Origin of the sequence: Balneola sp. EhC07, assembly GCF_001650905.1 — a bacterium.
In the GTDB taxonomy this organism is placed as follows: Bacteria; Bacteroidota; Rhodothermia; order Balneolales; family Balneolaceae; genus Balneola.
In genome coordinates this window covers 225,393-239,044 of record NZ_LXYG01000016.1, presented here as the reverse complement: position 1 = coordinate 239,044, position 13,652 = coordinate 225,393, and the positions used below count along the sequence as shown (strand labels likewise).

The 13,652-nt window shown below is 38.1% G+C and carries 14 protein-coding genes; 8 read left to right on the top strand and 6 right to left on the bottom strand.

Annotated features, from left to right (window positions below; translation table 11 throughout):
- Window positions 1-30 precede the first annotated feature (30 nt).
- The 4 genes from A8B79_RS08585 to A8B79_RS08570 form a co-directional block, all read right to left on the bottom strand.
- Entirely contained in the window at window positions 31-510 is a 480-nt protein-coding gene (locus A8B79_RS08585) for a hypothetical protein (RefSeq protein WP_066221005.1), read from the bottom strand.
- 17 nt (window positions 511-527) lie between these two features.
- Entirely contained in the window at window positions 528-1,769 is a 1,242-nt protein-coding gene (locus tag A8B79_RS08580) for a 4-hydroxy-3-methylbut-2-enyl diphosphate reductase (protein WP_076782558.1), read from the bottom strand.
- 119 nt (window positions 1,770-1,888) lie between these two features.
- Window positions 1,889-2,458 (bottom strand): DsbA family protein, encoded by a 570-nt coding sequence (locus A8B79_RS08575; RefSeq protein ID WP_066221002.1) that lies wholly within the window; start codon window positions 2,456-2,458, stop codon window positions 1,889-1,891.
- Between the two features lie 47 nt (window positions 2,459-2,505).
- Window positions 2,506-3,645, bottom strand: a complete 1,140-nt coding sequence (locus A8B79_RS08570) for a cysteine desulfurase family protein (protein WP_066220999.1) — start codon at window positions 3,643-3,645, stop codon at window positions 2,506-2,508.
- A 75-nt stretch (window positions 3,646-3,720) separates the two neighbouring features.
- On the opposite strand from A8B79_RS08570, the gene nadC reads away from it, so the two are divergent.
- The 8 genes from nadC (at window position 3,721) to A8B79_RS08530 (ending at window position 11,792) form a co-directional block, all read left to right on the top strand.
- A complete protein-coding gene (gene nadC, locus A8B79_RS08565; RefSeq protein WP_066220994.1) occupies window positions 3,721-4,554 on the top strand; it encodes a carboxylating nicotinate-nucleotide diphosphorylase in 834 nt (277 codons plus the stop codon).
- 73 nt (window positions 4,555-4,627) lie between these two features.
- Window positions 4,628-5,737, top strand: a complete 1,110-nt coding sequence (gene nadA / locus A8B79_RS08560) for a quinolinate synthase NadA (RefSeq protein ID WP_066220991.1) — start codon at window positions 4,628-4,630, stop codon at window positions 5,735-5,737.
- Complete coding sequence (locus A8B79_RS08555) at window positions 5,734-5,985, top strand: hypothetical protein (RefSeq protein WP_066220988.1); 252 nt, start codon at window positions 5,734-5,736, stop codon at window positions 5,983-5,985. Before nadA ends, A8B79_RS08555 begins: the two co-directional genes overlap by 4 nt.
- A gap of 154 nt (window positions 5,986-6,139) precedes the next feature.
- A complete protein-coding gene (locus tag A8B79_RS08550) occupies window positions 6,140-6,496 on the top strand; it encodes a SnoaL-like domain-containing protein (protein ID WP_066220985.1) in 357 nt (118 codons plus the stop codon).
- A gap of 113 nt (window positions 6,497-6,609) precedes the next feature.
- Window positions 6,610-7,218 (top strand): outer membrane beta-barrel protein, encoded by a 609-nt coding sequence (locus tag A8B79_RS08545; protein WP_066220982.1) that lies wholly within the window; start codon window positions 6,610-6,612, stop codon window positions 7,216-7,218.
- 76 nt (window positions 7,219-7,294) lie between these two features.
- A complete protein-coding gene (locus tag A8B79_RS08540; RefSeq protein ID WP_066220981.1) occupies window positions 7,295-8,239 on the top strand; it encodes an MBL fold metallo-hydrolase in 945 nt (314 codons plus the stop codon).
- A gap of 74 nt (window positions 8,240-8,313) precedes the next feature.
- Window positions 8,314-10,500, top strand: coding sequence for a KAP family P-loop NTPase fold protein (locus A8B79_RS08535; protein ID WP_066220974.1), 2,187 nt, complete (start codon window positions 8,314-8,316; stop codon window positions 10,498-10,500).
- Between the two features lie 80 nt (window positions 10,501-10,580).
- The gene (locus A8B79_RS08530) at window positions 10,581-11,792 is read left to right on the top strand and encodes a serine hydrolase domain-containing protein (protein WP_066220970.1); all 1,212 of its coding nucleotides are present in this window, start codon (window positions 10,581-10,583) and stop codon (window positions 11,790-11,792) included.
- A gap of 89 nt (window positions 11,793-11,881) precedes the next feature.
- Here A8B79_RS08530 and A8B79_RS08525 read toward each other — a convergent pair whose 3' ends face one another.
- Window positions 11,882-12,274, bottom strand: coding sequence for a hypothetical protein (locus A8B79_RS08525; RefSeq protein WP_066220967.1), 393 nt, complete (start codon window positions 12,272-12,274; stop codon window positions 11,882-11,884).
- 54 nt (window positions 12,275-12,328) lie between these two features.
- Entirely contained in the window at window positions 12,329-13,645 is a 1,317-nt protein-coding gene (locus A8B79_RS08520; protein ID WP_066220964.1) for a DUF4900 domain-containing protein, read from the bottom strand.
- Window positions 13,646-13,652 lie beyond the last annotated feature (7 nt).

Here is a 13,652-nt window from a genome sequence, read left to right as displayed (position 1 = left end):
AATATTGGTAACACCTTTTGTAGTCTTTTTTCACTCACTTTCTAGTCTCTTCAGACTATCGTTATCTGAAAAATGTAAAACGAGAAATATATATAGTGATATAAAAACTGTAAGTATTATATCTATAAATATCATCCTGATTTCAGTTTGAAGAGAAGTGCCAATATCAATAAGAAGACTGAAAATGGGGTTTATTAGAAATGATAATGTGTACACTGCTTCCAAACCATAGCCCATCGTATCTTCACCAGTAAGCAATATCGTAGAAAAAAATAAAGAAAGAAAAGGGACTATAGAATGTGAAAGCATTCTTTTAACAGGAATAAACGACATCCCAAGATTTAATAAACTTATAAAACCTAAAACTATTGAACTACCGAATAACCAATCTAAAAACTCAAAATTAGTCCCTAATATTATCAGCGCTATATATCCAAGTGCTCCTAATAACATGAAAACTAAGAATGATTTAATATTCGAAAGAAATTTATCTGTAAAAGTCTTTGTCATATGTAATCATCTTTCACTTAATCACTAACCTTTTCAAAAGGCTCTATTACTTCATTCACTTCTTTTACATCATCAAAGAATTCCAACACTTTCAGCATCACTTCATCAACAAGAACATCAGGGCAGGAAGCACCCGAGGTCAGTGCTACTCTCAATGGGGATTTGTCTTTCGGAAGCCAGTTCTTAGTTTCAAGTATTTCTTTTTTCCACTGATCGAAATGAGCTATTTCAGTTTCTGATTTGATTTCTCCGGCATCACGAACATGAAAAGTTGGAAAGGAATGCTCCAGAATCTCAACCAAATGCATAGTGTTCGAAGAATTATATCCACCCACAACTAAAGCAATATCTGCATTCGTTTCTGCTAATGCTAAAGTTGCCGATTGGTTTTCATTGGTTGCATAGCATAGAGTATCAGAAGTATCTGCAAAGTGATTCAGAATATCAGACTCACCATAAAGCTTGATAGCGGCTTCTTTCAGAATATCCATAACTTCCTGCGTTTCTGTTGCAAGCATGGTGGTTTGATTGATCACCCCAAAACGTTTCAGATCCGTATATGGATCAAAGTTTGGAGTAGATTTATGTCCAAAATACTTCTCAAAATCTGACAACGGTCGGTCTTTAGTCATGATCTCAGCTAAGATCTCAGCTTCATCAGGACTCAAAACTACAACCACTTCAGAATGTTCAGCGCTGTGCGAAAATGTAGCCCGGGTTTCTTCGTGCTCGTGCTTACCATGAACCACTAAGCTGTATTCCTTTTTTCCTAGTTGTTTTCCTCGCTTCCAGACTTTCTCTACAAACGGACAAGTAGTATTGAATTCGTACGGATCGATTCCAACCTGTTGAAGTTCTTTTTGAATTTCAACCGTGGTACCAAAAGCAGGTACTATTACAATATCTTCTGACTTAAGAGAACCGATGGGAATTCTTTCCGTTCCGTCCGTATCAAATAAAAACTTTACCCCTTTTTTTAGCAAATCTTCATTCACTGTTGGGTTATGGATCATTTCGCTTAACAAGTAAATATTTTTATCGGGATTTTCTTCTACCGCCCGATATGCTATATCTATTGCGTTTTCCACTCCGTAGCAAAATCCAAAAAACCTTGGGATCAAAAACTGAACCGGACCAAAATCCAACACGGTTGGCTGCAGGTCTTTCTTCATTGGATCGGTTATTTTTGTCGCCTCTTTAACCTTTCGGATAACCGGCGATTTGTACATTTCTGGAATTTGGAATTTTTTTCTGGCCATGAGTCAAATATAAGAAGGTATCTGTCAAACATCAGTGTTTTGCATACCGTTTCAGAACGAAATTTTAAACATAAAAAAAGCCCGATAGTTTTCTACCGGGCTCAAAATATTCTTTCTGATCAGTACTTCATTCTGGATTCGATCATTGCTTTAAATCCAGCATAGTTTTGAGGTAATCGCTCAACCTTCTTCCCATCAATGAAAAAAGTAGGAGTTGAATTCACACCCAAAGCTGTACCTTCTCTTTTATCTGCAAGCACACGCCGATTCAACCTTGCTGAATTCAGATCTTGTTTAAATTTATCCATATCAAGATCCAGATCTTGTGCGTAGCCTATAAAAATAGCTTCTGCCTTTCCTCTGCTCCATTGTTCTTGTCCGGTAAATATCATTTCATGCATTTCAATAAATTTACCTTGCTCACGGGCAGCTTCAGCCGCTCTTGCAGCAAGATTAGCATGCTGATGCATTCTCAATGGGTAATTTTTATAAATAACTTCTATTCGCTCACCAAAGTCTTCTTTTGCCTGATCCAGCATTTGTCCATAATACTTGCACGCAGGACATTGATAGTCACTGAATTTCGTGATTTTGAGTACGGGCAGCTCCGGCATTTCCCTGTCCTGAGCATTCGCAAAGTTTATGGTTGCTAAACCCAGCATCAGGGTAAAAAATAATACTTTCTTCATGTCGATGATTTTTTTCAGATTTTCAGCTTTTTAACGAAACATTTTAATTAAAATTTCGCTTTAGCAAAATGACGGTTTAAGATAGTGCCTATTTTTTCAATTATCACATCAATTTGATCTTCGGTATTTTGTTTTCCAAATGAGAATCTTACAAATTCTCTGGCATCTTCATCCGACCTTCCCATGGCTTTCATTGTTCTGTTGGGCTTATCCGAACCAACCTGACAAGCGCTCCCTGTTGAGATAGCCAAACCTGCCTGCGAACATTCCAGCATTAAAAACTGACCTTCCATCCCTTTAAACCTTATCCCAAGAATATTAGGCAGCTTGTTTTCCGGGGAGCCTTCATCAATAAATTCTATCCCTGAAGCTTCCAGTTTTTCTACGAATTTCGATCTCAGCATCGTTAATCTAATATGCTCATCTGTTCTTTCTGTATAATTCAGTTTGGCAGCGGTAGCAAAAGCAGCAACTCCCGCAACATTTTGAGTACCGGCTTTCAATCCCTTTTCCTGAGATGTTCCGGGTATTTCAGGTTTTGAGTCGATGGTTTTGTTTAAATAAAAAGCTCCCACACCTTTCGGTCCATATACTTTATGAGAAGAAACAGAGAGTGCGTCTAACCACGACGCTTCTATCCCCAATTTGCAGAAAGCTTGAACACAATCAGAATGAAAAAACACACCGTGTTGCTTAGCAAGTTTTCCAATAGCTACCAGATCCTGAATTACGCCTGTTTCGGAATTCGCATGTTGAACAGATATCAATGCGGTCTCATCGGTTATCAGCTTGCTCAATTCATCAATCGAAATCATGCCGGAAGTATCCACTCCAACTTTTGAAACTTTGTAGCCTGATCGTTCTAATTCATCAAATAGATTTCTGACCGATGAATGCTCAACTTCAGAAGTTATGATATGATTTCGGGAAGTATCTGAAGCGCTGATTAACGCCCTGATCGCAAGTTGGTTCGACTCTGATCCGCCGCTGGTAAATACGATCTCTTCAGCTTCTGCCTGAATAATCTTAGCGATCGTTCGCCTGCCGGCATCCAGTAATTGTTTAGCCTCCGCACCAATGTCGTGAAGGCTACTTGGATTTCCATAGTAGTGTTTAGAAACATTCACTAATACCTCAAGAGCAGTATCGTGAATCGGAGTTGTTGCTGCGTGATCCAGGTAAATCATAAATCGTTCTTTTTCAAGAAATGCTGTATCTTTATTGTCTTAATAAAATACCCAAAAATTTAGGGCTTTACAGCCATGATCTCTATTCATCTTAAAGAAATTATTGAAAGCGCTCTTCGCGAAGATATTGGTATGGGAGATCTTACTTCCAAATCCATTTTTGATGCTGATCATTACTCTAAAGGAACATTTGTTTCAAAAGCGGAAGGCACTTTAGCAGGGCTTGATGTTTTACAAATAGCTTATAATTTTTTGGGAGAGAATGTAAGCGTAAATCTTCTCAAAGAAGATGGAGATTCTGTAGGTATCAAAGAGAGAATTGCTGAAGTAGAAGGACCTACACAGGTTTTACTTTCTGCTGAGAGAGTCATTCTTAATTTGATGCAGCATTTGTCCGGAATTGCTACGTCTACCGCTGAAGTCATACGATTATTGGATGACTCTTCGATAGAAATTGTTGATACCAGAAAAACTTTGCCCGGACTCAGAGCGCTCCAAAAATATGCGGTGACTTGTGGGGGCGGTAAGAATCACCGTTTCAGGTTGGATGACGGAGTTATGATCAAAGACAATCACATAAAAGCAGCGGGAAGTATTACAAAAGCTGTTGAGTTGGTTCGTTCTAAAATTGGTCATATGGTAAAGATCGAAGTAGAAACGGAATCTAAAGAGCAAGTGTTAGAAGCTGTAGAAGCTAAGGCAGATGTAATTATGCTTGATAACAGGACTCCGGAAGAGATCAAAGAATTGGTAAAGCTGATCCCTGATGAAATTTTAGTTGAAGTTTCAGGTGGAATTACGCCCAATTCGATTAGCAGTTTTAAAGGCTGCGGAGCTGATGTAATTTCATTAGGTTGGCTGACGCATTCTGTAAAAGCATTGGATATAAGTTTTAATTTGAATACTTAAGATCAGCCACTAAAAAATACAAATTCACGAATCATTTCGTGTTTTAGAGATTTTGTGGCGTTATTTTTAAACCATGGATGTACTAGACATTTTAGAAGTTGAATCGGAAGTATCTCTTCCAAAACGCTACTCAGAACTTTCTGTTGAGGAAATGGAGAGCCGTGTTAAAGAGATAAAAAATAAGTTCGGCGAACGATTATTTATCCCGGGACATCATTACCAAAAAGATGAAGTAATTCAATTTGCTGATGCACGTGGAGACTCACTGAAATTAGCTCAGATCTGTGCCTCAATGGACAAAGCCGAATACATTGCATTTTGCGGCGTTCATTTTATGGCAGAAACTGCTGATATGCTTACACGTCCTGATCAAAAAGTAATTCTTCCGGATCTCAGAGCAGGTTGCTCTATGGCTGATATGGCGGATATAGATCAGACTGAGCGTGGATGGAAAAAGATGCAGGGGATCTGGGGAGATACTATTCTTCCATTGACTTATGTGAATTCCACTGCCGCTATAAAAGGCTTTGTAGGAAAGAACGGTGGCGCTTGCGTTACCTCCGGAAATGCCGATAAAATGCTGGAATGGGCTTTCACCCAAAAAGAACGAATTTTGTTTTTGCCAGACCAACATCTGGGCAGAAATACAGCCGTTAAACTTGGAGTAAAACTGGAAGAAATGGCCGTTTATGCTCCACTGACAAATTCTTTCGAATACGAAGGTGATTTCGAAAATGTAAAAGTCATCTTATGGAAGGGACATTGCTCCGTACATGAAAAATTCAATATTCAGCATGTTGAAAATCTTCGAAAACAAGAACCGGAAATGAAGATCCTGGTTCATCCCGAGTGTACATACGATGTTGTACAGGCATCCGATCTTGCAGGTTCAACCAATTTTATCATCGAAACTTTGAACGACGCCGAGCCCGGATCAAAATGGGCTATTGGAACCGAAATGAATTTGGTTAATCGACTTAAAGACGAGCATCTCGATAAAACCATTGTTTCTTTGAATCCGTTTATGTGTCCTTGTTTAACTATGAACAGAATTGACCTTCCGCATCTTTTATGGAGCTTAGAAAAGCTGGAACAAGGTGAAGTTGTTAATCAGATCAGTGTTTCACAGGAAGTAACTAAAAATGCACTTCTTTCTTTAGAACGGATGCTGGAAAGAAGTTGAAGAAAGGTTTAGGTATATTATTTTTAGTAATTAGTAGTCTTTTTGGCATTGTTTTTATGCTTTTTATTAAAGGAGCTTTAAATGCTGTCTCTGTTATATTATCAACTGGATTTACATATGATTCCGCTGCAGGCTTAGTTCTAAGCATTACTATTCTGGCCATCCCTGGATTACTGGTTCTATATTTTTCCAGACAGGCAAAAAAGTTCTTACAACACGATAAAAAAGCGGATTCGAATCATAAGTGAGCGGCTTTATTTGAGCCTCTTATCAGTTTCATACAACCTCTTTTTTTTCCTTTTCTCTTCATAAAATGTCTTTATTAAAATTTTGAACGAAACTCCCTTCTCTCTAGTTACATCAATACAGAACTATTTAATATTAAACTAATATATTTAAGAAATGAGCTATTTAGAGAAGATAAACGACATCTACACTCAACTTGGACAAGGAAAAGCGATGGAAGCTTTTGATCAATATTACCATTCAGATTGCGATATGGTACTTGAAGATGGTAAGGTTGTTTCCGGAAAAGAAAAGAACAGAGAACGTGAAATCGAATTCTTTTCAAGCGTTGAAGATTTCCATGGTCTCGAGATCAAGTCTATAACCTCGAACGAAGAAAATGCAACTACTGCAGTTGAATGCACAATGGATGTCACCTTTAAAGGCGGCGACAGAATGCAGATCGAACAGGTAGCAACGCAGAAGTGGGAAGGCGACCACATCGTAAAAGAAAGATTTTACGGAACCAAATAATTTCACTCGGTCGTAAATAAATTTAAAGCCTCACAGATTTTCTTCTTTGAGGCTTTTTTAATATCTGATAATTATTACTTTACCATCAACTTAAAAATTTAAAAACGTCAATAATGAAACACTTACTCTCTTTATTACTACTTTTAACTCTCTCGTCAGGTCTTTTTGCTCAGGAGGCCCGAACAAAAAACGGATTCATATCTGTAACTCTTGGTGCAGCTTTCCCAACCGGAGACTTTGCTGACAGTGACTTAAATAATGATGACGCCGGCTTTGCTGAAAATGGAGTAGCTATTAATCTTGTAAACTTTGGGTATTTGTTTTCAAAAAACATCGGTATTACAGCAATGCTTTCCGGTTCAGCATATCCTATTGATGCAAATAATGGAGATGAACCTATTTGGGGATTTGGATCATTTATGGTGGGTCCTCTTTTTTCGTTTGCAAGTGAAGATGGCAAAACAGAACTAGACCTCAGGGTTATGATAGGAACATCATCTGCAACACTCGATCCTGATGATGGATCGCAAGAATTCGAAGGCTCTGGTGGAGCGTTTTCCATTGGTAGCGGACTGCGTTATAATTTAAGTGATTTCATTGCATTGACTTCAAATTTTGACATTATATCAGGGAATCCTGAATTTGATGTTAACGGAAGCACATTTGAACAACCCATTTCTACTGTGAACCTTACTTTTGGTATCTCCTTTCGGATTAAATAATATCTGAATTTCTGAAAAAGCCCCATATATAAAGTACGGGGCTTTTTTTATTCCTTTGATTTCCATTCCTTTCAGAATGAAAAATTTGATCCCCCTTTTCTTTTTGTTCCTGATTTCATGTGGTAACAGCTCCTCAAACGATAAACCTGTTACTGATCAATCTTCCGGAATTGAATTAGTGGTACTGGGGATTGCCCAAGACGCCGGCTTTCCTCAATCTGGTTGCCAAAAAGAAAACTGCCGCCTTTACTGGGATGGAAAAGAAGAAAGACGCCATGCCACTTCGCTCGGCCTAGTTGACCATATCTCAGGCAAATACTGGCTGTTTGAAGCCACTCCGGACTTGAAAGATCAGTTAAATGCCGTTCAGGAATCTGCCGGAACAAATGAACATCCTTCCGGAATATTTCTCACGCACGCTCATATCGGTCATTATACCGGACTAATGCATCTGGGACATGAAGTTATGGGAGCTTCAGGAATTCCTGTCTATACAATGCCTCGTATGAAAAGCTACTTGCAAACTAATGGACCATGGAAGCAATTGGTGGATTTCGAGAATATTGCACTTCAGCAAATGACTACTGATTCTGTTGTTCAGCTTTCTGAAAACATAAAGGTAATTCCATTTCTTGTCCCACATCGGGATGAATACTCCGAAACAGTTGGTTACAGGATTGAAGCGGAAAACAAATCCGTACTTTTTATTCCTGATATCAATAAGTGGGATATTTGGGACAGATCCATTGTTGAAGAGATCGCCAAAGTGGATCATGCTTTTCTGGATGCTACTTTCTATGATTCTGATGAGTTGCCCGGAAGAGATATGAGTGAAATTCCACATCCTTTTGTGGAAGAAAGTATCGAGCTATTTAAAATCCTTCCCGCTTCGGAGAAAGCCAAGGTTCATTTCATACATTTCAATCACACAAATCCTTTGATATTGGATTCCCCTGAAAGAAAAGAAGTCGAAAGCTTAGGATTTAATGTGGCTTTTGAGGGAATGAAGATCCAATTATAAGCCCCATTAACAAGTAGTTCTTTTTTTCTTCCTGATTCTTTTGTTCTTTATATAGAATTAAAACGGGTTATGATATGGCAACAAAAAAAGATAGCCGAGAAGAGAAGAGCCAAAGTGTTGAATCTAGAAACCAAAGTGAGTCTATAGAAGATCTCTATAAGAAAAGTGTAGCGGGTACCTACCGAAAACAGGGGTTAACAGCTAATTTAATTCCAGATTTATTACCTGATTCTGAAGACCTTATTTTTATTTTCGATTATCCGGAAAACTTGAAAGTTGAATTATATGAAAGCTTTCGTACAGCAATTTTAGAGAAACTCCATCTCAATGAAGATTATATAAATAGAAAAGCTCCTGATTTTAGTTTTTCAGATTATGATTTCTACCAAGTTTCTCAAGGAAAGATTATTGTAGTTAAAGATATACACCCTAAAGAAAACCCAACACCTATTGATCGAAAAGTATTAGAAGAAGTAAGACACATGTTTAAAGGGGTTGAAATAAATAGTGTTTTTGACACGTCTTTATACTTTGTATTAAGGAAAACCACTGAACATATAAAAATTTCTCCGCTTCAATTTATTTCCGAATTAAGTGTTCCAAATTCAAGTCCGCTATCTTTTACCATTCCATATCCTAAAAGTGCTGAAAATCGTTTACTCCTTGATACTGGTAAAGAATGGAAAACTATTACAAGATCTGATAATGGAATCTCTACAAATAAAAAAAACGAAAAAATAGACTTCCACCTCGATGACCCCGCACTGGAAGATAAACTGGGACGAAAACCGATCGCCAAAAGTTTAGCAAAGCTGATCAATGATGACATTTTTGGGAATAAGAAGTGTCATGCTTTTATGACGCACCTTCAGGGAAGGTGGGGCGAAGGAAAGTCCTCTTTCATGAAGTTTTTGGAAAACGGCTTACAGGAAGCCGGTAACGATCGCTGGATCGTTATCCATTATAATGCGTGGAAAAATCAGGATGTAGACCCGCCTTGGTGGACTTTTCTGGATGCCGTTTACAGGCAGGGAAGAGAACAGATTGCTAATAAATCAGGAAAGAGATTCCGGTTTAGAGTCAAATTGAACGAACATATAAGAAGGTTAAATAGCGGTACTTTGCTTACTCTTTCAGTTTTTGCTTTCATAATCTTTCTGATTTTAAGCGCAAGCAATCTTCTCGGTATTTCTTTTCTTAATCTACCAGAAACGACTAAAATTGTCGTTTCTGTATCTACTATTTTTGCTTCTTTATGGGCTATTGGGCAGTCCTGGAGTAAGTTTTTTGTAATGGACACTCCTGAAAATGCAAGGCTCTTTATGCTAAGAACCGAAAATCCTTCAGCACATATCAAGCAGCATTTTGAAGAGCTAGTAAAGGATCTGCAAACTAAACACACAAAAGGAAAAGGCAATTATCACATAGCGGTCTTTATTGACGATTTAGATCGCTGTGACGGGAAATTTGTAGTTTCATTGCTTGAAGGAATTCAAACTATGTTTAATGAGCAAAAAGTGTTCTATCTGGTTGCTGCAGATAAACATTGGATAGCTAAAAGTTTTGAAAACGTATATTCGGAATATATAGATACAGTAAAAAAAGGAACCAAACTTGGTTACTCATTCATTGAGAAAAATTTTCAACTCTCCATACGGCTTCCCAATCCGTCCGGAGAACAAATAAGCCGTTACTGGGGCCATATTCTCAATCAGGAAAGTTATAACCAATTGTCTGGGACAGGAAATACAGAAGGGTTAAAAAGACAACTCCAAGAAACAGGGCAGGAAGCCGTGCTTTCCGGAGAAGCTAATCTTGAAGAGCTTGCTGAACAATACAACACCACTATTGAAGATGCCCAAAACATTATGCTGGAAACTGTTAATGAAACAACTGAAGACATTGAGCATTTGCTGATGGAGCATCATAAACTTTTGGGAAATAATCCTCGTGCAGTTAAACGGTTGGCAAACCAATACACCGTATATCGAAACCTTGTGCTGATCGAGCAAAATAAAGTTGATCCATTAAAACTTTTTCGATGGGTTATACTCCAAAACAGATGGCCTGTGTTAGTTGACAAGCTGGAACAAGATCCTGCCCATATAAATGATTACGATGAGCTTCTTGAGGAACTGGATCTGGTTTCATACTCAATTGATATCGAATATGTGATGGGAAAAGACGACGAAAAAATCACATTGGATGATGTGGTGACTTATACAGGCATAAGTCAGATTGCATCCGATCCAAGCTCATGAACAAGTAAAAGATTGTTTTAAATTGTACAGTTGTGGTTTCTTCAGCTATTTTCAATCAATAACTAACGCAATATATTGATATGAATAAGCATTCCTTTCTTTTCCTGGTTGTTCTGTTTTTAACAAGCTCCGTTTCTGCTCAATCCTATTTTCCAGGCAAATGGGGTGATTGGGAAAAAAAGAACCCTTCTCAGCTTGGATTAGATCCTGCTCAAATTGATTCCGCTGTTCAATATGCACAAAGAATGGAATCTACAAACCTTCGTAGCATGGAAGAAAATCATTATGGCACTTTTGGTCGTGAGCCTTTCGGTTATGGAATCGGCCCATTCAAGGATCGTGGACCTCAAACCGGAATCATTATAAAAGATGGATATATAGTTGCTGAATGGGGAGAACCGTTCAGAGTAGATATGACTCACAGCGTTACCAAAAGCTTTTTATCATATACAGTTGGTCTGGCTTATGATAAAGGATTGATTCGGGATGTGAACGATAAAGTAGATCCATACATGGCACCGATCCTGGAAATGCAGTGGGATGATAACAGAAATAAAGCTGATCATTACGGTTCACCAAAAATAATGGAACCTTTTAAAGGAGACCATAATTCAAAGATAACCTGGAATCATCTGCTACGACAAACAAGCGATTGGGAAGGAACTTTGTGGGGAAAACCTGACTGGGCAGATCGGCCAAGCAGAGAACGATCTGAATGGGGAAACAGAGAAAGAAAAGAACCGGGAAGTGCATATGAATATAATGATGTCCGTGTAAATGTATTGGCTTTAGCTGCTATGAATGTTTTAAGAGAGCCATTACCCAAAGTTCTCAGAGAAATTATTATGGATAAAATTGGTGCTTCACCAACATGGCGCTGGCAGGGTTACGAAAACTCGTGGGTTGTCATCGACGGGCAGCAAATGCAATCAGTGAGTGGCGGTGGACATTGGGGTGGCGGGATGTTTATTTCTGCCCGGGATCAAGCCAGATTTGGCCTGTTAACTTTACACAATGGAAACTGGAATGGTGAGCAATTAGTCTCTGAAGAATGGAATAAGATGGCTCAAACTCCTACAGAAGCTCAATCCGATTATGGATTCATGAACTGGTTTTTAAACACCGACAAAAAACGTTTACCCAGCGCTCCGGAGTCTGCTTTCTTTCATCTGGGCTCGGGAGCAAATATGGTGTACGTGGATCAGGAAAATAATTTGGTTATTGTTGCTCGTTGGATCAATGGATCAGCTATGGACGGAATCGTCAAAAGGGTTTTAAAATCTCTGGAATAAAATCACAATCAATTTCTCACTCAAATAAAAAAGCATTTCTAAGTTAATAGAAATGCTTTTTACATTTTAAATACCGTCACTAAATTTTCTTACCAGTCAAAAGAATTAAACTTTATTTCCGGTAGAACTTCTGGCTGTCCGCTTAGTGTTAGCTCTCTGGTTCTTTCTTCATGCTCTGTAGAAAGAAGCCTCTTTATCACAAAATTATATTTAAGCAGATCATTAGTATTAACTGCGGGAAACACCACTGCCACTGAATATACACTATCAATCGGTGCAGTGTCTGTAAGTTCTAAATACTGAGCTGAGTTCTCGCCTAATGGAGAGATATCGCCTTTCAAATAGATCTTATTTGTTAAAGTATTAAATAGCCCGTTATCCAGAGCATATTTCATATCTACATTAAATGTTACTGATGTTTGCGCTTGGCTAAAAGCTGTTAAACTTATAGTGAACGCCATCATAAGTATTACTTTTTTCATAGTACTTTTGTTTTTATTAGTATTTGTTTTTTAAAGTCTTTGTTCAGTTTTATTTCAATATCCACTGGTATTTGAAACTACCCTCTCCTTCCATGAAACCACAGTAAAAACACTTTCTCTAGGAAAATGAGGAGGAATTGAATTTCCTAACCTTTCATCATATTCATATTTCTTGGAATATCCGGTTACACCATAACTACCGAAAGTTCCTACGGGGCCTCTTGTTTCCTGAATAATTCCTCCAAGCAAGTCAATGTTGCCTCTGTGAGATCCTGCAACATAATTTTCCACCCTGAAAGAACTTCCCAAAGCCATAAATGAACCATGAAGCCTAAGGTCTTTAGATCCTGTTCTTGAATGAGCACTTTGATCTATTAAGATGTCTCCTTCACTTACAACTCCTAACAAGTCTGTGGATGTGTCATCTACTCTCGGATCAACATTATATACTATGTCATCATAAATCTCTACTTCATCCTCCGAATGTATAGTTATTTGCCCTGAAACAGTGCCTTCCAAGTAAATTTTTTCGCTAGATGAAATTATTCCGTTATGTGTTTCTTTCGGATAATTGACAAAGGCTGTCCAATTTCTTGAACCGCTATCATATTCACTCACTTCAATACTTCCATCAGATTGCATAATCATATACGATAATCTATTAAAGGTAACACCATCGCTTGTAGCAGCACTTTTTAAAGCAGCTACTTTTGCTCCGGATGGTAACTCTCTGGTTTGTGCATTAAAATCTGTGGTTCCTTGAAAATCCGGGGTAGCATCGCCTAAGATCGTGCCATCCCTGCCTCTCCATTCATTAGGGCTTGAAACATGACCATAAAAGGTTGGTGAACCTGACATCTTGAACGTTCCATTTGTATGTATAGGCCCACTAATTTCATCTGATGAATAAAAATATATATTATTACCAGAACTGGTTTTTTCTTTATCTGAGAAGTAGGAATATTTAGAAAACGAGTCCCGTCTCATTAATACTTCTGTAATTACTTTACTATCACCATAGGTAGCTTCGCTAAATAAAAGAACTTTAAATGTATCCCAGCCACCTTCTCCTACTGAGTACAGAGAGTCAACTGCATCAAGCTCGTCGATATTTTCAATATCATAAGTTTTTAAAGTAGCGCTGCCCGGAAGCAAATCCCCTCCGTAAAGTGTGCCTTCCCAAGTATTATCGCTTCTTATTTTCTCAATCGCTGTTTGAATAAGACTGTTTGTAGAATTTCTTGCCTGAACTTCACTTATAACTTCTGCAGACCGTTCGGGGAGCAAGCTTGCACGCTGACTATTTGAAAACTGTATTATTCCTGATAGTACTACCAAACCACTTACCAGTAAAAGCATTGATCGTCCCATAGTTCCT

Bases quoted from the DNA above. Each gene is read 5' to 3' on its own strand.
- A8B79_RS08585 (WP_066221005.1), bottom strand. From the start codon at position 510: ATGACAAAGACTTTTACAGATAAATTTCTTTCGAATATTAAATCATTC.
- A8B79_RS08580 (WP_076782558.1), bottom strand. From the start codon at position 1,769: ATGGCCAGAAAAAAATTCCAAATTCCAGAAATGTACAAATCGCCGGTT.
- A8B79_RS08575 (WP_066221002.1), bottom strand. From the start codon at position 2,458: ATGAAGAAAGTATTATTTTTTACCCTGATGCTGGGTTTAGCAACCATA.
- A8B79_RS08570 (WP_066220999.1), bottom strand. From the start codon at position 3,645: ATGATTTACCTGGATCACGCAGCAACAACTCCGATTCACGATACTGCT.
- nadC (WP_066220994.1), top strand. From the start codon at position 3,721: ATGATCTCTATTCATCTTAAAGAAATTATTGAAAGCGCTCTTCGCGAA.
- nadA (WP_066220991.1), top strand. From the start codon at position 4,628: ATGGATGTACTAGACATTTTAGAAGTTGAATCGGAAGTATCTCTTCCA.
- A8B79_RS08550 (WP_066220985.1), top strand. From the start codon at position 6,140: ATGAGCTATTTAGAGAAGATAAACGACATCTACACTCAACTTGGACAA.
- A8B79_RS08545 (WP_066220982.1), top strand. From the start codon at position 6,610: ATGAAACACTTACTCTCTTTATTACTACTTTTAACTCTCTCGTCAGGT.
- A8B79_RS08540 (WP_066220981.1), top strand. From the start codon at position 7,295: ATGAAAAATTTGATCCCCCTTTTCTTTTTGTTCCTGATTTCATGTGGT.
- A8B79_RS08535 (WP_066220974.1), top strand. From the start codon at position 8,314: ATGGCAACAAAAAAAGATAGCCGAGAAGAGAAGAGCCAAAGTGTTGAA.
- A8B79_RS08530 (WP_066220970.1), top strand. From the start codon at position 10,581: ATGAATAAGCATTCCTTTCTTTTCCTGGTTGTTCTGTTTTTAACAAGC.
- A8B79_RS08525 (WP_066220967.1), bottom strand. From the start codon at position 12,274: ATGAAAAAAGTAATACTTATGATGGCGTTCACTATAAGTTTAACAGCT.
- A8B79_RS08520 (WP_066220964.1), bottom strand. From the start codon at position 13,645: ATGGGACGATCAATGCTTTTACTGGTAAGTGGTTTGGTAGTACTATCA.